Annotated in this window: 21 protein-coding genes; 15 read left to right on the top strand and 6 right to left on the bottom strand. The window is 38.3% G+C overall.

Going from position 1 to position 24,988, the window contains the following annotated elements; genetic code table 11:
- Nucleotides 1-279: 279 nt before the first annotated feature.
- From ABS768_RS11865 to ABS768_RS11810, 12 genes are all read left to right on the top strand, one after another.
- A complete protein-coding gene (locus tag ABS768_RS11865) occupies nucleotides 280-1,047 on the top strand; it encodes a DUF3108 domain-containing protein (protein ID WP_408075178.1) in 768 nt (255 codons plus the stop codon).
- A gap of 4 nt (nucleotides 1,048-1,051) precedes the next feature.
- On the top strand, nucleotides 1,052-1,984 hold the full coding sequence (locus ABS768_RS11860) for a tryptophan 2,3-dioxygenase family protein (RefSeq protein ID WP_408075177.1): 933 nt from the start codon (nucleotides 1,052-1,054) through the stop codon (nucleotides 1,982-1,984).
- A 21-nt stretch (nucleotides 1,985-2,005) separates the two neighbouring features.
- Entirely contained in the window at nucleotides 2,006-3,247 is a 1,242-nt protein-coding gene (locus tag ABS768_RS11855) for a peptidoglycan DD-metalloendopeptidase family protein (protein WP_408075176.1), read from the top strand.
- On the top strand, nucleotides 3,247-4,896 hold the full coding sequence (gene pgi / locus ABS768_RS11850) for a glucose-6-phosphate isomerase (protein WP_408075175.1): 1,650 nt from the start codon (nucleotides 3,247-3,249) through the stop codon (nucleotides 4,894-4,896). The genes ABS768_RS11855 and pgi overlap by 1 nt, the downstream gene beginning before the upstream one ends.
- Before the next feature lie 282 nt (nucleotides 4,897-5,178).
- Complete coding sequence (locus ABS768_RS11845) at nucleotides 5,179-7,770, top strand: TonB-dependent receptor (RefSeq protein WP_408075174.1); 2,592 nt, start codon at nucleotides 5,179-5,181, stop codon at nucleotides 7,768-7,770.
- A gap of 122 nt (nucleotides 7,771-7,892) precedes the next feature.
- Nucleotides 7,893-8,333 (top strand): hypothetical protein, encoded by a 441-nt coding sequence (locus ABS768_RS11840; protein ID WP_408075173.1) that lies wholly within the window; start codon nucleotides 7,893-7,895, stop codon nucleotides 8,331-8,333.
- 75 nt (nucleotides 8,334-8,408) lie between these two features.
- Nucleotides 8,409-8,843: a septal ring lytic transglycosylase RlpA family protein gene (locus tag ABS768_RS11835; RefSeq protein WP_408075172.1), complete on the top strand. Its 435-nt coding sequence runs from the start codon at nucleotides 8,409-8,411 to the stop codon at nucleotides 8,841-8,843.
- A gap of 132 nt (nucleotides 8,844-8,975) precedes the next feature.
- Entirely contained in the window at nucleotides 8,976-9,494 is a 519-nt protein-coding gene (locus ABS768_RS11830) for a GbsR/MarR family transcriptional regulator (protein WP_408075171.1), read from the top strand.
- Entirely contained in the window at nucleotides 9,484-10,605 is a 1,122-nt protein-coding gene (locus tag ABS768_RS11825; RefSeq protein ID WP_408075170.1) for an efflux RND transporter periplasmic adaptor subunit, read from the top strand. The genes ABS768_RS11830 and ABS768_RS11825 overlap by 11 nt, the downstream gene beginning before the upstream one ends.
- Before the next feature lie 30 nt (nucleotides 10,606-10,635).
- Nucleotides 10,636-13,785 carry an efflux RND transporter permease subunit gene (locus tag ABS768_RS11820; RefSeq protein ID WP_408075169.1) on the top strand — a complete coding sequence of 1,050 codons (3,150 nt, stop codon included), beginning with the start codon at nucleotides 10,636-10,638 and terminating at the stop codon, nucleotides 13,783-13,785.
- Between the two features lie 12 nt (nucleotides 13,786-13,797).
- Nucleotides 13,798-15,204, top strand: a complete 1,407-nt coding sequence (locus ABS768_RS11815) for an efflux transporter outer membrane subunit (RefSeq protein ID WP_408075168.1) — start codon at nucleotides 13,798-13,800, stop codon at nucleotides 15,202-15,204.
- Between the two features lie 215 nt (nucleotides 15,205-15,419).
- Nucleotides 15,420-15,854, top strand: coding sequence for a hypothetical protein (locus ABS768_RS11810; RefSeq protein ID WP_408075167.1), 435 nt, complete (start codon nucleotides 15,420-15,422; stop codon nucleotides 15,852-15,854).
- Here the strand turns inward: ABS768_RS11810 and ABS768_RS11805 are convergent.
- Nucleotides 15,851-16,171, bottom strand: a complete 321-nt coding sequence (locus ABS768_RS11805) for a hypothetical protein (RefSeq protein WP_408075166.1) — start codon at nucleotides 16,169-16,171, stop codon at nucleotides 15,851-15,853. The genes ABS768_RS11810 and ABS768_RS11805 overlap by 4 nt on opposite strands.
- Before the next feature lie 135 nt (nucleotides 16,172-16,306).
- Between ABS768_RS11805 and ABS768_RS11800 the strand changes: the two genes are divergently transcribed.
- Complete coding sequence (locus ABS768_RS11800) at nucleotides 16,307-17,356, top strand: PA0069 family radical SAM protein (protein WP_408075165.1); 1,050 nt, start codon at nucleotides 16,307-16,309, stop codon at nucleotides 17,354-17,356.
- Here the strand turns inward: ABS768_RS11800 and ABS768_RS11795 are convergent.
- Nucleotides 17,353-18,327 (bottom strand): YpdA family putative bacillithiol disulfide reductase, encoded by a 975-nt coding sequence (locus tag ABS768_RS11795; protein WP_408075164.1) that lies wholly within the window; start codon nucleotides 18,325-18,327, stop codon nucleotides 17,353-17,355. The two genes, ABS768_RS11800 and ABS768_RS11795, sit on opposite strands and share 4 nt — an antisense overlap.
- Complete coding sequence (locus ABS768_RS11790; RefSeq protein WP_408075163.1) at nucleotides 18,315-18,788, bottom strand: CYTH domain-containing protein; 474 nt, start codon at nucleotides 18,786-18,788, stop codon at nucleotides 18,315-18,317. The genes ABS768_RS11795 and ABS768_RS11790 overlap by 13 nt, the downstream gene beginning before the upstream one ends.
- A gap of 90 nt (nucleotides 18,789-18,878) precedes the next feature.
- Between ABS768_RS11790 and ABS768_RS11785 the strand changes: the two genes are divergently transcribed.
- Both ABS768_RS11785 and dinB read left to right on the top strand, forming a co-directional pair.
- Nucleotides 18,879-20,921: a recombinase gene (locus ABS768_RS11785; protein ID WP_408075161.1), complete on the top strand. Its 2,043-nt coding sequence runs from the start codon at nucleotides 18,879-18,881 to the stop codon at nucleotides 20,919-20,921.
- A gap of 29 nt (nucleotides 20,922-20,950) precedes the next feature.
- A complete protein-coding gene (dinB, locus tag ABS768_RS11780; protein WP_408075160.1) occupies nucleotides 20,951-22,051 on the top strand; it encodes a DNA polymerase IV in 1,101 nt (366 codons plus the stop codon).
- A 49-nt stretch (nucleotides 22,052-22,100) separates the two neighbouring features.
- On the opposite strand, the gene ABS768_RS11775 is transcribed toward dinB, so the two are convergent.
- The 3 genes from ABS768_RS11775 to ABS768_RS11765 all read right to left on the bottom strand — a co-directional run bounded on the left by ABS768_RS11775 (nucleotide 22,101) and on the right by ABS768_RS11765 (nucleotide 24,900).
- Nucleotides 22,101-22,883, bottom strand: coding sequence for a Bax inhibitor-1/YccA family protein (locus ABS768_RS11775; RefSeq protein ID WP_408075159.1), 783 nt, complete (start codon nucleotides 22,881-22,883; stop codon nucleotides 22,101-22,103).
- A 98-nt stretch (nucleotides 22,884-22,981) separates the two neighbouring features.
- On the bottom strand, nucleotides 22,982-24,412 hold the full coding sequence (pyk, locus tag ABS768_RS11770) for a pyruvate kinase (RefSeq protein ID WP_408075158.1): 1,431 nt from the start codon (nucleotides 24,410-24,412) through the stop codon (nucleotides 22,982-22,984).
- A 2-nt stretch (nucleotides 24,413-24,414) separates the two neighbouring features.
- On the bottom strand, nucleotides 24,415-24,900 hold the full coding sequence (locus ABS768_RS11765; protein ID WP_408075157.1) for an IPExxxVDY family protein: 486 nt from the start codon (nucleotides 24,898-24,900) through the stop codon (nucleotides 24,415-24,417).
- Nucleotides 24,901-24,988: the final 88 nt, after the last annotated feature.

The following is a 24,988-nucleotide window of genomic DNA, read 5'->3' as shown; positions in this document are numbered from 1 at the left end:
ATTTTAAACCGTCAAAAGGCTTGTTTTTTGAGGAATATGTGTTAAAGTTGATTTTTTAGAGAGAAATTCTCAATAACCTGTCTACTTTTGCACTCGCAAAAAGGGAGCTGTAGTGAGCTCACTTTTTTGTGAAAAGTAATTTTCATAATTTATAGTTTTTTGGTTGGTTAATAGCATAAAAACCCGGTCATTAATTTTGGCTGGGTTTTTTTGTTTAGTATTTTTGGAACAAAAATTGTAATTTACTATTGTAAAACACCAAAAAGTTAGATAATTGCTATGAAAAAGTTAATAACAGCCATTTTGTTTTTTACAATATGTAATGTTTATTCGCAAAACGCCTTTTCTACAGGCGAGTATTTTAAATTCAGAATCCATTACGGTTTTATAAACGCCGGGTATGCCACCCTTGAGGTTAAAGATGCCGTTCGTGAAAATAAAAAAGTATTTCACGTAGTAGGCAAAGGGTATACCACAGGTGCAGCAAAACTGTTTTTTAAGGTAAAGGATGATTACCAAAGTTACTTTGATAAGGAGACTGGTAAGCCTTATCAGTTTATAAGGAAAATAGACGAAGGCGGGTATACCAAAAACCAGGAAGGTTTTTTTAACCAGTCCAGTAATACGGTAACCGTGAACGACTATAAAAATGATACGAAAAAAACCTTTAAGGTGCCTGAAAATGTGCAGGATATCGTATCGGTGTTCTACTATTTGAGAAATCACCCTGAGGTTGACGACCTTAAAGTGGGGGGCTTTATAGAAGTAGACATGTTTTTTGATGAAGAAGTGACGAAGTTTAAGTTAAAATTCCTTGGTCGAGAGGATATAAAAACTAAATTTGGGACCGTTTCTGCCATGATATTCAGACCCTATGTTCAGGCAGGCCGTGTATTTAAGGAAGAGGAGAGTTTAACTGTCTGGATTTCAGACGATGGTAACAGGATTCCTCTAAGGATAAAGGCCGATTTGGCAGTGGGTTCATTAAAGGCAGATTTGGACGAGTTTAAAGGGCTTAGCCACTCTTTTAAAGTTAAATCTAGATAATACAATGGACATTACACCCGCAATAGAGCAACAGCTTAACGATCTTGAAAAAAAATTTAAGGCAATAAACCAGAAAACAGAAACCCATCTTGAAGGGCTTCTTTGGGCAAAACCCATAACCTACTGGGATTATATACAAACAGATGCATTATTAAACCTGCAGATTCAAAGGACTACGCTTCCTGATGAAATGGTTTTTATAATGTACCATCAGGTAAACGAACTGTTGTTTAAAATGATATTGTGGGAAGTAGAGCAGCTTTGCCATACCGATCAGCCTGAAACGGCTTATTTTACCGAAAAACTAATGCGTATTAGTCGTTACTTTGATATGCTTACCACATCGTTTGATATTATGGGTGACGGTATGGAGGTAGATCAATACATGAAGTTCAGGAATACCTTAACGCCAGCGAGCGGATTCCAAAGTGCGCAATACCGTCTTATCGAGTTTGCTTCTACAGATCTTATAAACCTCATAGACTACAGGTATAGAGCTAATATTGACAGGAATACGCCTTATGAGCACGCATTAGAGCATTTATACTGGCAGGCTGCGGGTAAAGACTATAAAACAGGAGAGAAATCATACCTGTTATCTCAGTTTGAGAAAAGGTACAAGGGTGAATTTCTTCGCTTTATGGAAGAGTACAACACCATAAACATCTGGAGAAAATTCAAACAGCTTCCTGAAGAAACCCAAAAAGATGCTACTCTTGTAAAAGCAATGCGTCATTATGATTATACGGTAAACGTTACCTGGGTAATGGGCCACTACAATACGGCAAAAAAATATATTGAAAGCGTTTCGGGGCCGCAGGAAGCAACCGGAGGAAGCGACTGGAAAAAATATATGCATCCTAAATACCAAAGAAGGATATTTTTCCCTGAATTATGGAGTGAGGAGGAATTAAAGAACTGGGGAGAAAACGTATAATAACCGCATAAAACATCTAATTTGAGATATCTTGCTTTCATATTACTGTTAACCACTTTTATTGCCTGTAAAAAGGAGGAAAAGGACGTTAAGCCCGAACCTGTAGCAAAGAAAGAGGTTAAAAAAATAAGAAAAGAATTTGGCTTTGTTGTAGATAGTTTTCAGGTAGTGCATGATACCATTAAAAGTGGTGACACTTTTGGCGGATTGATGGCTAAACAAAACTTTGATGCAGCAGCTATCCATAATATAACAGAAAAAATAAGGGATACTTTTAACCTTAGGGATATAAGAATAGGTAAGCCCTATACTCTTTTTAAGGATAAAAAAGCACCACACGGCCTTAAGGCGTTTGTATATCAGCCCGATAAACTTAGCTATTATGTTATCGATTTAAGGGATTCGGTAGTAGTACATAAAAAGAAACGTCCTGTAAGCGTAAAGCGAAGGGTAATTGTTGGGGAAATTGAAGGTTCGCTGGCAGGTACACTGCAAAAAGAAGGTGTAGGTCCGGCTCTGGCACAGGAACTATCTGAGATTTATGCCTGGAGTGTCGATTTCTTCAGGATACAAAAAGGCGATAAGTTTGGGGTTATCATTAATGAAACGTATATAAGCGATACTATTTATGCCGGAATAAAAAATATTGAAGGCTCCTACTTTGAATACAAAGGTGATAAAATTTATGCTTTTCCTTTTAAGCAGGACACGCTTGCTAAAACCTACGATTATTATGATGAGAACGGTAAGGCACTAAAAAGTATGTTCCTAAAAGCACCGCTTAAGTTTAGCCGTATTTCTTCGCGTTTTACACCAAGACGTTTTCACCCGGTACAAAAACGCTGGAAAGCACACAACGGTACCGATTATGCCGCACCTACTGGTACACCTATTATGGCGACTGCCACTGGAGTTGTAGAAAGGGCAGGGTATACTGCCGGTAACGGTAACTATGTAAAAATTAGACACAACAGTACTTACTCTACCCAATACCTGCACATGTCAAAAATTTTGGTTAAAACGGGGCAAAGGGTAAGTCAGGGAGAAATAATCGGTAAAGTGGGTAGTACAGGACTGGCAACCGGACCACACGTTTGTTACCGTTTTTGGAAAAACGGGGTGCAGGTTGATGCCCTGAAACAGAAGTTTACAAGCTCTGACCCAATGAAAAAAGAGCATATGCCAAGATATGAGGCCTACATGAAGCCTTTAAAACAAGAATTAGACAGTATCTCAAACCTCAAATTAAATAATAATAAGTAATGGCAATGGAAAATATCAATCCTACAGGTACCGCAGCCTGGACGGAATTACAAAAGCATTTTGCCGATATGCAAAATGCCTCCATGCAGGAGATGTTTGCTGCCGATAAAGGCAGGAGCGAAAAATTCCACATCCAGTGGAATGACTTTTTGGTGGATTACTCTAAAAATATAATAAACGAGGAAACGCTTTCACTTTTACTAAAACTGGCTCAGGAGTCGGGGCTGGCATCGGCTATAGATAGTTATTTTACCGGAGACGCCATTAACAGAACAGAAAACAGGGCTGTGCTTCATACTGCATTACGTGCACCCGAAAGTGCCGGTGTAGAAGTAAATGGTGTTAATGTAATGCCGGAAGTATATGCTGTAAAAAATAAAATAAAAGGATTTTGTGACGGTATTATAAACGGTTCTCAAAAAGGTTATACCGATAAAGCGTTTACCCATGTGGTAAATATTGGTATAGGAGGTAGTGACTTAGGGCCTGCAATGGTTGTAGATGCGCTTGCTTACTATAAGAACAACCTTGAGGTACGTTTTATATCAAACGTAGATGGTGATCATGTTATGGAGAGCCTTAAAGGTTTGAATCCTGAAACTACCCTTTTTGTTATTGTTTCTAAAACCTTTACTACTCAGGAAACACTTTCTAATGCTCAAACGGTTAGGGAATGGTTCCTTAAATCGGCTAAGCAGGAAGATGTGCCTAAACACTTTGTGGCTGTATCTACCAACATACAAAAGGTTACAGAGTTTGGTATTGACGAAAATAACATATTCCCTATGTGGGACTGGGTTGGCGGACGTTTCTCCCTTTGGAGTGCCGTAGGGCTTTCCATTAGTCTTGCTGTAGGTTTTGAAAACTTTGACGGGCTGCTTAAAGGTGCCCACGATATGGACGAGCATTTTAAAACAGCTCCGCATGATAAGAACATCCCGGTTGTACTTGCATTATTAAGCGTTTGGTATAACAATTTCTTTGGTGCCGAAAGTGAGGCTTTAATACCTTATACACAGTACCTGCAAAAACTGGCTCCATACCTGCAACAGGGTATAATGGAGAGTAACGGTAAAAGTATAGACCGTAACGGTAACCCTGTACAGTACCAAACCGGTACTATTATATGGGGTGAGCCGGGCACAAACTCTCAGCACGCATTCTTCCAGTTAATACATCAGGGTACTAAACTTATCCCTACAGATTTTATTGGTTTTGTACAACCGTTATACGGTAATAAAGACCACCATGATAAACTAATGTCAAACTTCTTTGCCCAAACTGAAGCATTACTTAACGGTAAAACTGAAGCTCAGGTTAAAGCCGAGTTTGTAAAGCAGGGTATAGATGGCGATAAGGCGGCGTTTTTACTTCCTTTTAAGGTGTTTACAGGTAACAAGCCTACAAATACTCTTTTAATTGATAAACTTACGGCAGAGACGTTGGGATCGCTTATTGCACTATATGAGCATAAAATATTTGTACAGGGTGTAATATGGAATATTTTCAGTTACGATCAATGGGGGGTTGAGTTAGGCAAACAGCTTGCAAATTCTATCCTTGATGAGATACATTCGGGAGACGTAAAACAGCATGATAACTCAACCGAATTCCTGTTAAATTACTTTCTCAAAAAGAAGGAATACTAATAAAAAACACATGTAATAGTTTTTAAGTTATATATAAAACAAAGGCCCGAAAGCAATTTCGGGCCTTTTTTATGCCCGTAAACAAAAAAAACAGGTTACTAATATGTGAATAAATATTTATCCCAAGGTAAAGCAAAGTATTAATTTTTTAAGTTTTTTTTAATATATAGTTGCTTGATTGTCACTATTTTGTAAACATGATAGTATTTAATAATGCCTTAACCTTGGGTTGCGGGTAAAACATAATTTTTGCGCCCGAAACCTTAAACACACGCAAAAAACATGAGGAATTTTAGACACTTGTTGATGACCTTAACAATGTTGTTGCTGGGAGCAGCATCATTTGCACAGGAAACAATTTCAGGTAAAGTTGTAGATGGACAGGACAACTTACCGTTAATGGCAGCTAATGTAGTGGTTAGAGGAACTGCAGACGGAGCTACTACAAATGACGATGGTAGTTTTACACTTAAAACCAGTAAAACATCGGGAGATGTTATTATCTCTTTTATTGGTTATGAAACAAGGGTTATCCCTTTTACTATTACACCGGGGCAAACGTTTAATGTTGGTGAGATCAAATTAATGGTTGATGCCGAAGAACTTGAAGCGGTGGTAATTGTTGGATCTGGAGTTATTGATATGGAAGAAGACAGGAAAACACCTGTTGCCGTATCTAAAATAAGTTACAAGGAAATTCAGCAGAAATCAGGGAGCCAGGATTTTCCTGAGGTAATGAAAAATACACCTTCTGTTTATGTTGCAAGCCAGGCAGGTGGTTTTGGAGACTCTAAAGTATATGTTCGTGGTTTTGACCAAACAAATACAGCATTTCTTTTAAATGGTCAGCCAATTAACGGTATGGAAGATGGTAATATGTACTGGTCTAACTGGAGTGGTATGACAGATGTTGCAAGCTCTGTACAGGTACAAAGAGGTCTTGGTTCGTCTAAACTGGCCATATCTTCTGTAGGTGGTACTGTAAATATTGTTACAAAGGCTACTCAGCTTAGACAGGGTGGTTTTGCTCAGTCTACAATAGGTAACAACAACTTCATTAAGAATACGGTATCATACAACACCGGTATGATGGAAAACGGATGGGGTTTTAGTGCATTACTTACTAAATGGAGTGGCGACGGATACAACCGTGGTACTTATGGTGAAGGACAAAACTACTTTGTATCTGTAGGTTATAAGGCTAATGAAAAGCACCTTTTTAACTTCCTTATTTTTGGCGCACCACAGCTTCACGACCAAAACTTCACAAAATCGATTTCCAGCTACCTTACAAACGGTAGAAAATATAATAACAACTATGGTTACTACAATGGTGACTATATGACGGAAAGAAGAAATTATTATCACAAACCGGTTGCTAACTTTAACTGGGATTTCAATATCAACGATGCCATGCAGCTTTCTACAGTACTTTATGCTTCATGGGGACGTGGTGGCGGAACCGGTAACTGGGGTAGCGGTAGAGTAAGAACTGCTGACGGCCATGTGGATTTTGATGCTATTGCAGAAAACAACTCTGCTCTTCCGGGAGCTATAGGTTCGTTAAGTAATGGTGGTTATGCTATCCGTAACTCGGTAAATAACCATGCATGGTATGGAGTGGTATCTAACTTTAACCACAAACTAACAGATGAACTTAGCTACAATGCAGGTATCGATTTAAGGACATATAAAGGAGATCACTACAGAACTATAAACCATTTCTTAGGTCTTAACGGATGGGAAACTACTGATAATGCTCAGTACCCAGGAGGTTATATCGTAACAGATGCGTTTAGCGCTAAGCCTTGGAGCTCTTTGTTTGATAATGCTGATGACAACCAGAAAGTAAACTACGACTATAGCGAAAGAATCAGCTACGGTGGTGTTTTCGGTCAGGTAGAATATGCTACTGATAATTTCTCTGCATATGTGCAGGGTGCGGTTTCTAATCAGTCGCACAGACGTTGGGACAGATTTGGTTATGTAGAGGCTGAAGAAGAATCGGCTAAAGTAAACAATACCGGATTCAATATTAAAGGTGGTGCCAGTTATGTTATAACACCTAACCATACAGTATTTGTTAATGCAGGTCATTATTCAAGACAACCATACCATGATAACATCTATCTAAACTTTGGTAATGATGTTAACCCATTAACTAAAAACGAAAAAGTAACAGGTTTTGAAGCCGGTTACAGATTTAGAAGTAGTTATTTTGATGCTAATCTTAACCTTTACAGTACTAAATGGAAAGACCGTGTTACTACAACTTCAGATGGTGATGAGGCTACAGGTGACAGAGTGTACTTTAACAACTCTGGTGTGGTACAGCTTCACAAAGGTGTTGAGATTGATTTCATGGCACATCCGTTCACTTTCCTTGATGTAAGAGGTTTCGGTTCATTTGGTGACTGGACTTATGATGATAACATTTACCAAAGAACTTTTGATCAGGATCAAAACCTTACTGAAGAAGAGGTGATTGATGTTAAAGGTGGTAAAGTAGGTGGTGGGGCACAAACTACTTATGGTTTTGGTTTGGTGTATAAAGCTACCCAAAGATTATCTGTAGATGTTGACTGGAGAAACTACGACAACCTTTACAGTACAGCTGTTGTTAAAGATAATATTGAACTTCCTTCATACGATGTTTTTGACGCAGGAGCAACTTATAAAATCAACTTTACAGAAACATCATTATCATTCCGTTTAAACGTAAACAACCTTTTTGGGGAAGTTTATATGTCAGAAATGACTTCAGCAAGAGCTGTTGAGGATGGAGACGAAACTTATAAAGGAATCAATACAAGTAACAATGTGTTCTTTGGTAATGGTACTACCTGGAACTTTGCTATGAGATTTAATTTCTAATTTCTATATAAGCAGGTTATTAATTTCAGAATAGTCCCCGATTATATCGGGGATTATTTTTTTATAGTATCCAATTATAAAATTTCTATTTTTGTATAAGTAGAAAACAAAAACTAACTTTTATGTACGATTCCGTTTTAGGGTTACACTCTTACTGGGCTTATGCCACTTTAGGACTTCTTTTAATAGCCACTTTAAATGCTTTTGGAGGATTATCTTCAAAAAGGTTATTCACGCCAAAAGACAGGCAAATATCAATGATAGCACTTATTTTTTCACACATTCAGCTTTTGCTGGGATTAGTGCTTTATTTTGCATCTCCTTATTTTGAAACAGCTAAACAGGCTGGTATGGGAGCTGTAATGAAGGACAGTACATTGAGGTTATACCTTGTAGAGCACCCGCTTATTAATATAATTGCTATTGCACTTATCACTATAGGATGGTCTAAGCATAAAAAGACGGAAGACAGTCAGGCTAAATTCAAAAAAATTGGCTACATGTATGCCATTGCTTTAGTACTCCTGTTAAGCAGGATACCGTGGAGCGCATGGTTTAATTAAAATATTTTGGGTCGCTTAGCGACCCTTTTTTATTTTATGGCATTTAATTTGTGAAAAAGGCTTAAATTTATGTCTATGAAAAAAGTATTGCCCTTAACTTTCTTATTACTAGTGGTTTTTGTTTTGAGTAGCTTCTCTGCTCATACTGCTTTTGGTGGGCATACTACAGCTTTTGTAAATCCGGTTACTGATACAGTTTCGCAAAATCTTATCGTTTACAAAACCGATGTGGTTGCCACTTATTATCATGATAAGTTTAACGGACGTAAAACCAGTAGTGGCGAACGCTTTGATAATGCTAAATACACGGCTGCACATAAAAGCCTTCCGTTTGGAACTCAGGTAAGGGTTACAAACCTAACCAACGGAAAATATGTTGACGTAACAGTAAATGACAGAGGGCCTTTTAGTAAAAAACTGGAAATAGATCTCACGAAAAAGGCATTTATGGAGATAACGGGTAACAAAAATTATGGTACTTTAAAAGTAAAAATTGAAATAATAGAATGACTATTAACCGGCTTTATAGGCCGGTTTTTTATTGGTTAAAATTATCTTAAAGAAAAATTAACACAAATTTAGTTCGTTTAGTTCGGTGATTACCGAACTAAAGTTTATATCTTTGCAAAAAAATTCATTAACATGTCAAATTTAAGTAAGGATAGAGATGAATTGGTGGAGTTGTTTGGAATCCATTTCGAAACCAATTACAATTTACCGCCTTTAGCAGGCAGGATATTGGGTACACTTATAGTTGACAACAAGCAGGGGATAACTTTTGATACTCTTGTAGAAAAGCTTTCGGCAAGCAAAAGTTCTATTTCAACAAACCTGAATTTACTTTTAAAAATAGGAAAGATAGTTTACTATACCCTTCCCGGAGACCGTAAAAAATATTTTCGCCCGGCACCATTTAGTGAAAGACTGGAGGGTTATGCAAAAATGGTAGGTCAGGAAAAGGTATTGGTTGAGAAGATGCTTAAGTACAGGGAGGCTACTGCTTCTTGTCCGTTTGAACGTTTTGATATGATGCATTTACAAACGTATAAGGAACACGTTTTAGAGATAGAAAGTCTTTTGCAAAAAACAATACAACAGTTTAAGGAAATAGAGAAAAACAGATTAGATCAATTTAATTCAAGTGTTAGTAATGAGAAATAAATCATTTTTAGGTGCAATAGCCGCTATGCTAATGGTAACGGCATGTGGAAAAAAACAGGAACAGGCTCCGCAAATGGGACCTATGCCTTTCCCTGTTACAACCGTAGCGAAGCAGGATGCAGTTATATATGAAGAATATACGGCAAACCTGCAGGGTCAGCAAAATGTAGAGATTAGGCCTAAAGTTGCCGGTTTTATCCAAAAAATATATGTGGATGAAGGGCAGGAAGTTAAAAAGGGTCAGCTGCTTTTCAGGCTGGAAACCCAAACCCTTAACGAAGATGCTGCCGCTGCAAAAGCCAGTGTAGATGCTGCTCAGGTTGAGGTAGACAGGCTTAAACCGCTTGTTGACCGTAAGATTATAAGTAATGTACAGCTGGAAACAGCAAAAGCACAACTGGCACAGGCAAAAGCTAGCTACAGTGCAATTGCTGCAAACATAGGTTATGCGACTATTACTTCTCCGGTAAACGGAGTGATAGGCGGACTTCCGTATAAAGAAGGGAGCCTTGTAAGTTCTACTATGGAGATGCCGCTTACAACAGTATCTGATACTAAAGTAATGAGGGCTTACTTTACAATGAACGAAAAGCAAATGCTTGATTTTACAAGGATGTTTGACGGTAAATCACTTGCTGAAAAACTTAAAAATACTCCAGATGTTAGCCTTGTACTTGTAGACGGGTCTGTTTATGAGGAAAAAGGAAGACTTAAAACCGTAAACGGATTAGTAAACCCGCAAACCGGTACAACCGAGTTCAGGGCAGAATTCCCTAATCCGCAAAGTATACTTAGAAGTGGTAGCAGTGGTGTGGTTCGCTTACCAATAGAAAAAAAGGATGCTATCCTTGTGCCACAAAATGCGGTTATGGATATGCAGGGTAAAAAGATGATCTATGTTGTTAATAAAGACAACACAGTTAAATCTACTATTATAACAACAAGTACAACATCAGGTCTTGATTATATCGTTTCGGAAGGATTAAATGCCGGCGATGTTATTGTTACCGAGGGAGCTACCAAACTAAGGGATGGTCAGGAAATTGTTCCTCAGTCCGGTGAAAAACAGGCAGCTCCGGCAGCAGGTGCAGAAGCTGCAGCAAAAAAATAAGTTCTGATACTCCGCAAAAAATAATAAATTATGCTAAAAACATTTATAGAAAGGCCGGTACTAAGTACCGTAATTTCGATATTGATAACCATTTTGGGTATACTGGGGCTTATGTCGTTGCCGGTAGAACAGTATCCCGAAATTGCCCCGCCTACGGTACAGGTAACTGCTACCTATACGGGAGCTAATGCAGAAACAGTACTAAATAGTGTTGTTATTCCGCTGGAAGAAGAGATTAACGGTGTGGAAAACATGACCTACATGACCTCTTCTGCCGCAAATGACGGTTCGGCAAACATTAGTGTTTTCTTTGAGTTGGGAACTAACCCTGATATTGCTGCGGTAAACGTACAAAACCGTGTGGCTCGTGCTACAAGTAAACTGCCGCAGGCGGTAATACAAACAGGAGTTACTACTTTAAAGAGTCAAACCAGTGCTCTTATGTTTCTTTCATTATTCTCATCAAACCCAGAGTACGACGGTACCTTTGTACAAAACTATGCCAAAATTAACCTTGTGCCTAAACTGCAAAGGGTTAAGGGGGTAGGTCAGGTAAATGTATTTGGTGCCAAGGACTACTCTATGCGTATTTGGATTGATCCTGAAAAAATGGCTACTTACAATTTATCACCAAGTGATATTCAGTTAGCATTACAGGAACAAAACGTAGAGGCTGCGCCGGGTAAATTTGGTGAAAATGCTGATGGGATTTACGAATATGTAATTAAATATAAGGGACGCCTTTCTACAGTAGAGGAGTATGAAGATATAGTTATAAAGGCTACAGGCGGAGGGAACTTCCTTCGATTAAAAGATGTTGCTAAAATAGAACTGGGTGCTTTTAACTATGGTCAAAAGAACTTTGGTATGGGGCAAAACGGTGTGGCAATTGGTATTTTCCAAACATCGGGCTCTAATGCAAACGAAATTATTGACAAGGTAAATGCTATTCTTGAAGAAAGTAAGACAACTTTCCCTGAAGGGATTGATTATGTTATACCATATAACACCAAAACATTCCTTGATGCTTCTATTGCAAAAGTAAAGTCTACTCTTTTTGAGGCGTTTATCCTTGTGTTTATTGTAGTGTTTATTTTCCTTCAGGATGCACGTTCTACACTTATTCCTGCTATCGCAGTACCGGTGGCTATTATAGGTACATTCTTCTTCCTGCAGGTGTTTGGGTTCTCTATAAACATGCTTACCCTGTTTGCAATGATTCTTGCAATTGGTATTGTTGTGGATGACGCCATTGTAGTGGTAGAGGCGGTACACGCCAAGCTGGATGAAGGAGAGCAATCTGCTAAAAAGGCTACACTTTCTGCTATGAGCGAGATTACAGGAGCTATTGTTTCCATTACCCTTGTAATGTCGGCAGTATTTATTCCGGTATCGTTCCTTAACGGTCCGTCAGGGGTATTCTATCAGCAGTTTGCCATAACCCTTGCGGTAGCGATTCTTATTTCTGCAGTAAATGCATTAACACTAAGTCCGGCACTTTGTGCAGTGTTCCTTAAACCGCATAAAGAAGGGGATCACCATAAAAAGAAAAATATTAAAGACCGTTTCTTCGATGCCTTTAATGCAGGTTTTGATGCAATGAATAATAAATACACCAAATCATTAGGTGTATTGGTAAAAAGAAAATGGATAGCAGTAATAGGCTTACTTCTGTTTACAGGAATAACCTATTTCCTTTTCACTACTACACCTTCAGGATTTATTCCTAATGAAGACCGTGGTATCATCATGGCCGATATTACGCTGCCTCCGGGTACAACTCTTGAGAAAACACAAAAGGCGATGGATCAGCTGGACTCAGTATTCACATCCATGCCTATTGTAGAGTCTAGAATGAGTGTTGTAGGTTTCAGCTTACTTAACAGGGTAAACGGTGGATCTTATGGTTTTGCCATTATCAAACTTAAAGACTGGAGTGAAAGAGAAGGAGACAAATCAGTAGATGATGTTGTGGGTGAACTTTTTGGAAGAACTGCCGGATTTAAAGATGCAAGAATACTGTTCTTTACCCCTCCAAGTGTACAGGGATTTGGTACTGCCGATGGTTTTGAATTAAAAGTAGAAGATAAAGGAGATGACGATTGGGCTACTGTAAGTAAAGTATCTAATGAGTTTCTTGCAGAGCTTTCTAAAAGACCGGAAATACAGTATGCCATTACCAATTTTAACCCTGGCTTCCCTCAATATCAAATGGACATTAATGTGGAAAGGGCTAAAAATGCAGGAGTATCTGTTAGCGATATATTCAATACCATGCAGGGTTACTACGGTGGTCTTTATACAACAGACTTTAACCGATTTGGTAAGCAATACCGTGTAATGATTCAGGCTGAACCGGAAGCCAGAGCCGATGAGAAATCCATAAACAATGTTTATGTACGTAATGCGTCAGGTGAGATGGTCGCAATTAGCCAGTTCGTTGACTTTAAAAAGATATATGGTCCTGAGGCCGTAGCACGTTTTAATATGCTTAAGGCTGTTAACGTAAACGGTAAAGCAAATCCTGGTTACAGTTCGGGTGATGCTATTAAGGCGATTCAGGAAGTAGCCGAACAGCACCTTCCAAAAACATATACTTATGAGTTCTCGGGAATGACGCGTGAAGAGATTCTTGCAGGTAATCAGCAAATGGGTGTATTCCTGTTAAGCTTAATATTTGTGTACTTCCTTTTAAGTGCGCAGTATGAAAGTTACATTGTGCCGTTATCGGTTATTCTTTCGTTACCTGTGGGTATTGCAGGGGCAATCGGATTCGTAAAACTGGCAGGAATGGAAAATAACATTTACTTCCAGGTAGCACTTATCATGCTTATAGGTCTCCTCGCTAAGAACGCCATTCTTATTGTTGAGTTTGCCATCCAGAGGCGACGACATGGTATGAGCCTCGCCGAATCGGCCATAGAAGGTGCTAAGGCGCGTTTAAGGCCAATCCTTATGACTTCGTTTGCCTTTATCTTCGGTTTAATGCCGCTGGCACTGGCAAATGGTGTAGGTGCTGTAGGTAACCGTTCCATTGGTATGGGAGCAGTAGGAGGTATGCTTGTGGGTACCTTATTTGGGGTGTTTATCATTCCTGTACTGTTTGTAATATTCCAGGGATTACAGGAAAGGATTTCGGGCGGACCTAAGTTTGTTGAAACAGAAAATAATGAAGCATAAACTAAGTTTCAGATGAAGAAAAAAAGTTTTAAAATATACAGGATAATTGTTTTGGTAGGTGTTGGCTTGTTAATGCAGTCTTGCCTTGTAACCAAAAAATACGAAAGGCCTGATGTAAAGGCCGAAAACCTGTACAGGACAGAAGTTATAGCTCAGGACAGTACTTCGCTGGCCGATGTGGCATGGGATAAGATTTTTACCGATCCTGTTTTACAGGGGCACATCAATAAAGGGCTTCAAAATAATTTTGACATGCTTGTTGCCATACAAAACGTAACGGCAGCAGAGGCCTACTTAAAACAGGCTAAAATGGGATATTTCCCAACACTTAGCGGTACGGCAAACCTAACGCACCAGGAACTTTCAAGAAACAGCCAGTTTGGTAGTTTCTTTAACGGAGCACTGGATCAGTACCAGTTAAGTGCCACACTATCGTGGGAAGCCGATGTTTGGGGTAAAATACGTAGTAACAAACGTGCTTACGGTGCGTCATATATGCAAACTATAGCTGCAAACCAGGCAGTAAAAACCAGAGTGATTACAGATATCGCTGCAACTTATTATCAGTTGGTTGGTCTTGATGCACAGTTAAAAGTTGCCGAAGAATCGCTTATAAACCGTAATGAGAGTGTAGAAGCTATTCTTGCGCTTAAAGAAGCGGGTAGTGTTAATGAGGTTGCCGTACAGCAAACCGAGGCTCAAAAATATGCTACAGAGCTTATTATTGAAGACCTTAAAACCAACATTACTTTAGTAGAGAATACCATGAGTCTTCTTTTAGGGGAGGCGCCTCATCAAATTGAAAGAAGTGCTTTCAATCCTGATGATCTTAATCCTGAAATTAAGCTGGGATATTCTACTTCGTTATTAAGTAACAGGCCTGATGTGGTTGCTGCCGAATATAACCTTATCAATAAGTTTGAGCTTACTAATGTAGCAAGGACTAACTTCTATCCGCAGTTTACTATAACAGCTACGGGAGGTTTACAAAGTTTAGAAGTTGATAAATGGTTTAACGCTAACTCATTATTTGCTAATATAGTGGGTGGTTTAACGCAGCCTATTTTTAACCAGAGACAAATAAGAACCCAGCATGAGGTTGCTAAGGCAAACCAACAGCAGGCTTATATTCAGTTCCAGCAAACTCTTGTTAATGCAGGGAAAGAGGTGTCTGACGCTCTTGCTCAGTATAACAATGAGACTAAAAAGCTGGACATAAGAAAGAAACAGGTTGAGTCGTTACGAAAAGCGTCTGACTATTCTGATGAGTTACTGGAGTATGGTCTTGTAAACTACCTGGAATCACTTACAGCCAAATACAGTGCGTTAAGTGCTGAGCTTGATTTGGTTAATAATAAATACCAGCAATACCTTGCCATAATTAACCTTTATAAAGCGTTAGGCGGAGGATGGAAATAATATAATTTGGGGTAGTCCGAATTATTTGATTAATTGTTTGTTTTATGTAAAACCGTCTGATAAGGAATTTTTTATCGGGCGGTTTTGTTTTTTTAATGATAAATATGCAACAAAGTATAAAATTATGACACCCAAATTATAAGAATAGTAAAAGTGATAACCCTCTCATTTTGTGATTATTTTTAATATACATTTGTCTCGAATCACTAATAACTATGACTATGAATTTTATGCTGATGATAACAACTGCATTCATTATGGCTGCGTTGTTTTATGTGACAAATGTTTTTGAAGATTCAAATGTTTATTCCATGCGAAAAAAAGCCTTAAAGCTTTTCAGGAATAATAGGGAAAACAGTCATAGATTCTATCTAACTCTCGAACAGTATATAACCGAAAACAATGTGTGGTCGTATAATGCTTTTGAAAATGACGATATTACATTTTCGGAGTTTCTGGACGCCTTTAAGGAGAAACACTGTATCGAATATTCCCATGAGGAAGAAATGAAGCTTACAAGTGCTAAATTAAGCCGCAAGCAGGTAGAAGACTTCCTTATGAAGCTGGATTACCAATACGAATTTATAGTAGCGGTAAAATCATCAATACAGTTTGATGCTCATAGATTCAAAAAGCAGTTAACGGCTTAAAAGAGTTTAATAAGTAAAAAAGTTACTGCTAATAGTATTATAATCGCTATCGTTTGTGTAAGCAAACTTGCCCGTGCTCTTTTTTCTTCAAGTAATTTACCGTTTTTTCTAAACTGTACTTTGTTATCCCATCGGCTGGCATAATCAAAAGCAGTTATTACTTCGTAGTTATCATTTTCGATAACAAATTCATGTCTTGTTCCAAAAAGAGTGTTTTTTTGGGAAACACTTTTTCCGTTAAAGGTTATGGTTTCCTCTAATCCGTTTTGGTATACGGTTATGGCAGTATCGTTAAAGGTAAAATTGGTTGTGGTCATATTTGTAAGTATATATGGCAAATATAAATTATCTGTTTGTTTTTTTAATAACCAAACCTGTTGATAATATTTTCTTTTAATTTATAAGAAAATAATCTTATAGTTTTTATCTTAGCTGAAAATAAGGAGGTAAAGATGAAAAAGGAGATAAAAGGGCAGGGGGCTGTTGCCAATATTCATAACCATTTTGAGAAAAACAGATATGAAAAATCCATTTATGATGATGATTTTAAAGAGGCTGTAGCCAAAACCAAAATACAGTACATATACCCAAAAACCATTGTAAACAAAGTTAAAAATCCTGATTTACCTATGGCTTATTCCATGAATCCGTATCAGGGTTGTGAGCATGGCTGTGCCTACTGTTATGCTCGTCCTACACATGAGTACTGGGGTTATAGTGCCGGGGTCGATTTTGAACGGATGATACTGGCTAAAAGAAATGCACCCGAACTCCTGGAGAAGTTTTTTAAGAAAAAAGGCTACAGGGCAGAACCCATAATGCTATCGGGTAATACCGATTGTTACCAGCCTGCCGAACGGAAGCTTAAAATAACAAGAGGATTGCTGGAGGTTTGTTTAGAATACCGGCATCCGGTTAGCATACTTACAAAAAACGCGCTGGTAACCCGCGATCTTGATATACTTACTCAACTGGCAGAGAAGAACCTGGTAACAGTGGCGCTAAGTATCCCGACTATAAATGAGGATTTGAGAAGAAAGTTGGAACCCAGAACATCATCTGTGAACACTAAATTAAAGGCTCTCGAAACGATATCTAAAACAGGTATCCCAACGTTTGTAATGATAGCACCTATAATCCCCGGGTTAAACAGCATGGATATTTTACCAACAGCCGAGGCTATTTCCAATAGTGGTGCACATAGTTTTGGTTATACACTTGTTCGGCTTAACGATACGGTTGAACCTGTTTTTATTGATTGGCTGGAAGAACATTACCCTGACAGGAAAGACAAAGTATTGAATCAAATAGCATCACTACACGGCGGTAAGCTTGGTGAAAAAAATGTTGCCAAACGAATGGCAGGTGAAGGTAATATTGCAGATGTGATACACAATACCTTTAAGATAGCCCGCCAAAAATATTTTAAGGATAAAAAGATGAAGCCACTGGCCACACATCTGTTTGATGGTACTAAGGGCGAGCAACTCAGTCTTTTTTAGTTGTTGTTTATAATGTTATTGATAATCATATCAGCGTGTACCCTTGAGTTTTCTATAAACCATTTATGAGTTTCCATACCGCCACATACTACTCCGGCAAGATATAGCCCTGTTATATTCGTTTCCATGGTTTCAGGGTTATATTCCGGTGTTAGGTTACTGTCATCGCTTATATTGACACCACATTGCTGTATAAATTCGAGATTTGGCCTGTAACCGGTAAGGGCTAAAACAAAGTCATTTTCAATAGTAACAGTTCCGTTAGGGGTAAGTATGTCCACCTCGTTCTCCTTTATTTCGGTTATGTTTGAATTAAAGTACGCCTTGATACTGCCTTCGGCTATACGGTTTTCAACATCGGGCTTCACCCAGTATTTTACACGCGGGTTAATTTCGTCCTTTCGTATTACCATAGTTACATCGGCACCTTTTCGCCAGCATTCAAGTGCTGCATCTACCGATGAGTTATTGGCACCTACTATGAGTACTTTCCTGAAAGCATATTCATGAGCCTCCTTGTAGTAGTGGCTTACTTTAGGTAGTTGTTCCCCTGGTATGTCCATGTAAATAGGGATATCATAAAATCCGGTGGCAATTACTACATTTTTTGCGGAGTAGTTAGCTTTATCTGTAGTTATTGTAAATATTCTGTCAGCCTTGTTTATGTCTTCAACCTTTTCAAACAGTTTTGTATTCAGATTAAAATAACGCTGAATGTTACGGTAGTATTCCAGTGCTTCCTGCCTGCCTGGTTTTGGAGCTATACAGTTAAACGGAATATTGCCTATTTCCAGTTTTTCGGCGGTGGAGAAAAACGTCATGTATAGCGGGTAGTTAAACAGGCTGTTTACTAAGGCGCCTTTTTCCAGTATAATATAATTAAGTCCCTTTTGATGTGCAGCTATGGCACATGCCATACCTATAGGGCCTCCGCCAACAATAACAAGATCATAAGTGTTTATTTTTGCCATGAGGTATATGGGTTTTGGCTAAGGTAAGAGTTGTAGTACCTGTTATCTCCTGTTACCTCTTCACCCAGCCATGCGGGTTTTAAAAAAGTTTCATTCTCATCGTTAAGCTCTACTTCGGCAATAATAAGTCCGTTATTATCGCCAAAAAACTCATCTACTTCAAAAACATGGTCGCCATAAGGGATTTCATATCTTATCTTGTCAATACTTCCCAGTTCGCATAACTGTAAAAGCTGTTCGGCATCGTGCAAGGGAATTTCTTGTTCCCATTCCATACGGGTAGTGCCCAGTTCATTTCCTTTTCCTTTAACCGTTAGGTAGCCGCAGTCACCTTTAATGCGTACCCTTACGGTTCTTTCAGGGTGAGAATTGAGATAGCCCTGAACTATCCTTTTATGGTTTGAAGCCTCATTTTTGAAGTCGGAGTTAAGTACAAGGAATTTTCGTTCAATTTCAATCATAATCAAATACTAAAAATATATGCAAGGTAGTGAAAATATAAAGTCCTATTTGTATTTTTACGCAAGCATACTAATACCTGCCTCTGCCCTATGAAGTTAAAAAAATCAAGACGTAAAGCTACCCTGAAAGAATTTTTCGAATTAAATTTTGAAGAAAACAACCTGTGGGAATATAAAGCGGATGAGGTTGATTTGCTGGCAGAACTGGTAGATATTATCCGTCCTAAAAAACTCAGTAAGGTTTATTCGGTTGATATAAGTGAACTTATATTACTGCTAAGGGATAATGAGCATTACTGTGCCAGTTTTTCCAAATACTTAAAGGGGATACTGAAACAGAAGAAATTCAGTAAAATACTTACGGATGCGGGTATACTTACGGATGCCGACTTTTTCTACGAGGTTAAAAAAAGGCTTTTTGCCAAATTTATTCCCGATCAACCTAAAAAGGATACACTGGAATATGTTTTGAATCAGGTGTTTTTTGTGAAGACAGATCCGTTATGGATCAGAAAAATACCTTATGAGCAAATTGAGGCAGTTTTTGATTTAATTAAGTTCAGTTCCATTTATACATCGGTAGCAAATAAAAGTCCGCTTGCCGAACTGCTTTTTGCTATAGATGTTACCCTACACCGAATTGCCGGGCGTGCACTGGAAAGTGATGTGATAAAAATGGTTCCCGAATATGAGAACATGGAAAGTCCTTTCCTTGAAATCCAAAAAGAATTTGCCCTGCTTACCGAAAAGCTTATTCAGGATAAAAACAACTTTCTTGATCAGAAAGATTTAGGATACAAGCAGCTCATGATATTGCATAAGCAGTGTATAGATTATGTACAGATTGCCTTTAAGAACAGTGAGAAATATGGTATATCGTTAAGGGTAAACCAAAGCCTGTTACGTATAAGACAACAGTTGTTCAGGCTACAAACACTTTTGCCGTTACTGGTGTTGAACGATGCCGATGATGCCCGAAGACACTCTATTAAACTTGCACTCGACCTGATTGAATATAATTGCGATAAAACCAATGTCAGGAAACTGATTAGTGAAAGTACCCAGTTGCTTTCTTATGAAGTTACCCAACATACTGCAATTACGGGAGAACATTATATTACAAAAGACCGAGCCGATTATTTCAGGATGTTCTGGACGGCAGCAGGTGGTGGTATTATTGTGGGTATAGCATGTATTTTAAAGGTTTTCCTTTCTAAAATGGATAATAGTGCTTTTGGACATGCGTTTTTTTACAGCCTAAACTATGCCCTTGCCTTTATAGGGATTTACCTTTGCGGATTTACACTTGCTACAAAACAGCCTGCCATGACAGCATCGGCACTTATACGTTCGCTGGAAATAGGGCGCAAGTCAGACGATAATGAAGATGAAAAACACAAGGGCTTTGCGGAGTTCTTTGCTAGGGTATTCCGCTCTCAGTTTATTGCTTTTGTAGGGAATGTATTGTTTGCTTTTCCGGTAGCCTTACTGGGTATATGGCTTATTGATATTATTTTTGATTATAATCTGGCTTTAACCAAATGGTATAAGCTTATTAATGATTTGAGCCCTATACATTCGCTAGCTATATTGCATGCTGCGATAGCAGGGGTTTTTCTTTTCCTTTCGGGTATTATTGCAGGTAGTGTTGCTAATAGGGATAAACACGAACAGATGTATTACCGTATTGAGGAGCATCCTCTTTTAAAACTGAGTATAGGTCGTGTTAAGACCAAAAAATTATCTGAATGGTATGAAAGGCGTTGGGCGGGTATTGTTTCCAACTTCTGGTTTGGTGTTTTTATGGGGAGTACTGCTTCCATAGGCATATTTCTTGGACTCAACCTGGATATACGCCACATTACCTTTGCCAGTGGTAACCTTGCTTTAGGACTTTATGGGGCTAACTATAACGTATCGGGCTGGATGCTGTTTTGGGGTATTTTCGGTATAGGGATTATCGGGTTAATAAACTTCCTTGTTAGCTTTGGCCTTTCTATGGGGCTGGCATTCCGTTCCAGAAATATTCCTTTCTCTGAGGTTAGGCCTATAATAAGCTCTATTTGGGCGCATTTTAAGCGCAGGCCTGCCACTTTCTTCTTTCCTCGTATGAAAAGCCAGAATAAGGCTTAATTTTAGCTTTTATGATTTAATTTTACCGTATGGAACTGCAGGAGCCCTTACGAAAGATAATCCATGTGGATATGGATGCGTTTTATGCCTCTGTGGAGCAAAGGGATAATCCAGAGCTTCGCGGGAAACCTATTGCCGTAGGCGGAGGTTCCAGCAGAGGTGTGGTGGCTGCAGCCAGTTATGAAGCACGTAAATTTGGGATACGTAGTGCTATGAGCGGTTATTTAGCCAAAAAGAAATGCCCGCACCTTATATTTGTAAGGCCACGGTTTGAACGTTACAGGGAAGTATCCTATCAGATAAGGAAAATTTTTCTGGATTATACTGATTTGGTCGAACCGCTTTCGCTGGATGAAGCTTATTTGGATGTTACTATAAACAAAAAAGGTAATCCCAGTGCGACTATGATTGCCGAGGAGATAAGGCAGCGTATTTTTGATGCTACAGGGCTAACGGCCTCAGCAGGGATTTCAATCAATAAATTTATTGCTAAAGTAGCGAGTGACTATAATAAGCCGAACGGACAAAAAACGGTTAATCCTGATGAGGTAATGGAGTTTTTGGAAAATCTCGCTATTGGCAAGTTTTACGGAGTAGGTAAGGTGACTCAGGAAAAAATGTATCAGTTAGGTATTTTTACAGGAGCCGACCTAAAAGCTAAAAGTGTTGAATATCTTACAGAGCATTTTGGTAAATCAGGAGCATATTATTATCATGTGGTAAGGGGTATTCATAACAGTGCCGTTAAACCCGATAGGATAGTAAAATCGGTAGGGACAGAGCATACTTTTTTTGAAAATCTTGTTTCGGAAGTGTTTATGGTTGAGAAGTTGGATGATATTTCCAAAGAACTTGATAAACGGCTTCAAAAGAAAAAGATAGCCGGTAAAACCGTAACCCTTAAAATTAAATACAGCGATTTTGCCGTGCAAACCCGTAGCAAAACATTACCGTACTATATATCAGACAGGGCACTTATAATGGAAACGGTTAAAGAGCTTTTGTATCAGGAAAAGATAAAAGATTCGGTAAGATTACTTGGGATATCATTGGCAAACCTTAACAATGAAGAGAAAGAAGGAGAGGAGAAGAAAAAAGAGATTGCCGTACAGCTTAGGTTCGATTTTTAGTAAATAAAAAAGCCGACTAAAGTCGGCTCAAATATTTTTATAAAATTACTTAGTCTCTGCTTGATAGCTTGGCTAATAATCGTAATATTTCAAGATACAGCCATACCAGTGTCACCATTAATCCTATTGCGCCAAACCATTCCATGTATTTAGGAAGTCTTCTTTTGGCTCCGGTTTCAATCATATCAAAATCAAGGAAAAGGTTAAGTGCAGCTATCACAATAACAAAAACGCTAATACCTATACTCATTAGTGAATTGCCATAATGAACCGGTTGCCACGATGTAAACAGGCTGATAATCCAACTAACTAAATAGTAGGTTGCGATGGCAAAAGTTGAAGCTACTACTATTGATTTAAACTGTTCTGTTACCTTAACGATTTTAAACCTGTATAATGCTAAGCATACAATAAAGGTTACAAAGGTACCGGCAACAGCTTGGATAATAATTTCTGAATAGTAATTTTCTGCAAAAACAGCAGATATGGCCCCTATAAAAAGTCCTTCAAATAAAGCATAGGCAGGAGCTAAGTAAGGTGAGTATTTAGGCTTAAATGATGCTATTAAAACCATTACAAAAGCAAGTATTGCACCCATTATGGCTAATGGCATTGGGTTTTGCCCATTTACACCCATCCACCAGGTATATGCTGCACTTCCTATTAACATAACCAGTAGAATGAAACTTTTATTGATTGCTCCGTTAACGGTCATCGTTTCATTATAATCAATTATCTGAACCGGGCGGCCCTGTTCATCAATAATAGTTGTTTCTGCAGGTCTTGCAAAAGACTTATTTTTTAAAAACGGATTGTTAGATTTAAAGTTCATGTGCGATTGTTTTTACAGTATCAAATATATATCTTCTTTACATAATAAAAAAGCCTGCTTGATGGCAGGCTTAGTTAAAATTTATTTTTAGCAGAAGGCTACTCTATTTCAGAAACCCTAAGTGTGTTAACCATTCCTTTTTCTATTACAGGCATGGCAACAAGATTAATTATCATATCACCTTTCTCTACAAAATTCATTTCATGTGCAATTGAATTAACGTCTTCTACAGTTTCGTCAGTGCTTGTTAGTTTATCGTAATAAAAAGCATTAACCCCCCATAAAAGGTTCATCTGTGCAAGTATGCGCTTGTTAGAAGTATATACAAGTATATGTGCATTTGGTCTCCATGCAGAGATTTGGAATGCAGTATAACCACTGTTTGTTAGTGTTGAAATAGCCTTTGCCTTAATAACGTTTGCCATTTGTGCAGCGTGATAACAAATAGATTTTGTTATAAAACGCTTGGTTCTAACCTGTGGTGTATTTTGTGGGACTGAGATTAGTGGAGAATCTTCTACAGATTCGATAATCTGAGTCATTTTCTCAATAACCTGTACTGGGTAATTACCTACAGATGTCTCACCTGAAAGCATTACCGCATCGGCACCGTCCATAACAGAGTTTGCTACGTCATTCACCTCTGCTCTTGTAGGAGTAAGGCTGGTAATCATAGTTTCCATCATTTGTGTAGCGATGATTACAGGGATACGTGCAGTTTTAGCGCGGTGAACCAGTTTTTTCTGGATAAGTGGTACTTCCTGTGCAGGAACCTCAACACCAAGGTCGCCACGAGCTACCATAAGTGCGTCACAAAAAGCAACAATCTTATCTATGTTCTCTACAGCCTCTGGCTTTTCGATTTTAGCAATGATTGGAATTTTATAAGCTGAATGTTCAGAAATAAGATCCTGAAGTTCTTCAAGGTCTTTAGGAGTTCTTACAAATGAAAGTGCAATCCAGTCAACCTCCTGCTTAATAGCAAAGATGGCATCTTTAACATCTTTTTCGGTAAGAGCCGGTAAAGAAACTTTTGTGTTAGGAAGGTTAACCCCTTTTTTCGATTTTAAAGGTCCGCCCTGTACAACAACGGCTTTAACCTCGTCTGTTTTATTGGTTTCAAGAACTTCAAAGATAAGCTTACCGTCATCCAGTAATATTCTTTCTCCCGGATTTACATCGTTAGGGAATTCTTTGTAGTTCATGTATACTTTCTCAGCAGTACCAAGTATATCCTGTGCGGTTGTAAAAGTGATTACATCACCTTTGTCTACCACAACATCTTCTTTCATTACACCCACCCTTAGTTTTGGCCCCTGAAGGTCGGCTAGTATTGCGGTATTATAACCAAATTCGTCGCTTAGGCCCCTGATTATGCTGATGCGTTCTTTTACATCCTCATAGTCGGCATGTGAAAAGTTTATCCTGAAAACGTTTACACCTGCATCAATCATTTCTTTAATTACCTCTCTTGTGCTGCAGGCAGGTCCCAGTGTAGCTACAATTTTAGTTTTTTTATTTGTTGGCATTCTTAAAAAATTAAATTGTTTTTCGATTTAAGTTTTTGGTGGTCAATTTTATAAGCGGTGGTAACGTGACGTATTTTGAGTAGCTTTTCTACAAGCTCCTCTATCGCAAAATTGCCACAAATGTTCTCTATTTTTATAATGTAATCTACTTTTTTGAATTCCGGTAAAAGGAAGACATTAGTGCTCACATCAAACCCTGCGGCATCAAACAGCGAAATACTTTCCTGTTGTTTGCTCACAATGGTGTTTTTGTTTTCCAGAAGGTTCCAGGTTATTTCTTTATCCTCATCCTCATAAATGAACCTTGAAAAACAGCTTTCACCTTCTTTTACCTTGATCTCTATATTTTTTGGGCTTTTTTCAAGGAGAATTGACAGTTCCCGATTAATGAAATATGCCAGCCTGTAGTCTTCCAGAGAAGAGTGTATGGCGATTAATTCATAATCGATTGTAACGAAGTCATCAATCAGCAGTTTGTGAATAGCCATTATTATTCTGAATAATAAGGCGTAAATATACTACTTATAACTTACAAAAAACAGTCTTAAAATTAAGTTAACGGTAAATTATCAACGA

Source organism: Flavobacterium rhizophilum, from assembly GCF_046000485.1.
GTDB lineage: Bacteria > Bacteroidota > Bacteroidia > Flavobacteriales > Flavobacteriaceae > Flavobacterium > Flavobacterium rhizophilum.
Note: the sequence above shows the minus strand (reverse complement) of the source record. Positions and strands in the feature narration are given on the sequence as shown.

Coding starts and splice junctions, on each gene's coding strand:
- ABS768_RS11865 (WP_408075178.1), top strand. CDS start 280: ATGAAAAAGTTAATAACAGCCATTTTGTTTTTTACAATATGTAATGTT.
- ABS768_RS11860 (WP_408075177.1), top strand. CDS start 1,052: ATGGACATTACACCCGCAATAGAGCAACAGCTTAACGATCTTGAAAAA.
- pgi (WP_408075175.1), top strand. CDS start 3,247: ATGGCAATGGAAAATATCAATCCTACAGGTACCGCAGCCTGGACGGAA.
- ABS768_RS11845 (WP_408075174.1), top strand. CDS start 5,179: ATGAGGAATTTTAGACACTTGTTGATGACCTTAACAATGTTGTTGCTG.
- ABS768_RS11840 (WP_408075173.1), top strand. CDS start 7,893: ATGTACGATTCCGTTTTAGGGTTACACTCTTACTGGGCTTATGCCACT.
- ABS768_RS11835 (WP_408075172.1), top strand. CDS start 8,409: ATGAAAAAAGTATTGCCCTTAACTTTCTTATTACTAGTGGTTTTTGTT.
- ABS768_RS11830 (WP_408075171.1), top strand. CDS start 8,976: ATGTCAAATTTAAGTAAGGATAGAGATGAATTGGTGGAGTTGTTTGGA.
- ABS768_RS11825 (WP_408075170.1), top strand. CDS start 9,484: ATGAGAAATAAATCATTTTTAGGTGCAATAGCCGCTATGCTAATGGTA.
- ABS768_RS11820 (WP_408075169.1), top strand. CDS start 10,636: ATGCTAAAAACATTTATAGAAAGGCCGGTACTAAGTACCGTAATTTCG.
- ABS768_RS11815 (WP_408075168.1), top strand. CDS start 13,798: ATGAAGAAAAAAAGTTTTAAAATATACAGGATAATTGTTTTGGTAGGT.
- ABS768_RS11810 (WP_408075167.1), top strand. CDS start 15,420: ATGACTATGAATTTTATGCTGATGATAACAACTGCATTCATTATGGCT.
- ABS768_RS11805 (WP_408075166.1), bottom strand. CDS start 16,171: ATGACCACAACCAATTTTACCTTTAACGATACTGCCATAACCGTATAC.
- ABS768_RS11800 (WP_408075165.1), top strand. CDS start 16,307: ATGAAAAAGGAGATAAAAGGGCAGGGGGCTGTTGCCAATATTCATAAC.
- ABS768_RS11795 (WP_408075164.1), bottom strand. CDS start 18,327: ATGGCAAAAATAAACACTTATGATCTTGTTATTGTTGGCGGAGGCCCT.
- ABS768_RS11790 (WP_408075163.1), bottom strand. CDS start 18,788: ATGATTGAAATTGAACGAAAATTCCTTGTACTTAACTCCGACTTCAAA.
- ABS768_RS11785 (WP_408075161.1), top strand. CDS start 18,879: ATGAAGTTAAAAAAATCAAGACGTAAAGCTACCCTGAAAGAATTTTTC.
- dinB (WP_408075160.1), top strand. CDS start 20,951: ATGGAACTGCAGGAGCCCTTACGAAAGATAATCCATGTGGATATGGAT.
- ABS768_RS11775 (WP_408075159.1), bottom strand. CDS start 22,883: ATGAACTTTAAATCTAACAATCCGTTTTTAAAAAATAAGTCTTTTGCA.
- pyk (WP_408075158.1), bottom strand. CDS start 24,412: ATGCCAACAAATAAAAAAACTAAAATTGTAGCTACACTGGGACCTGCC.
- ABS768_RS11765 (WP_408075157.1), bottom strand. CDS start 24,900: ATGGCTATTCACAAACTGCTGATTGATGACTTCGTTACAATCGATTAT.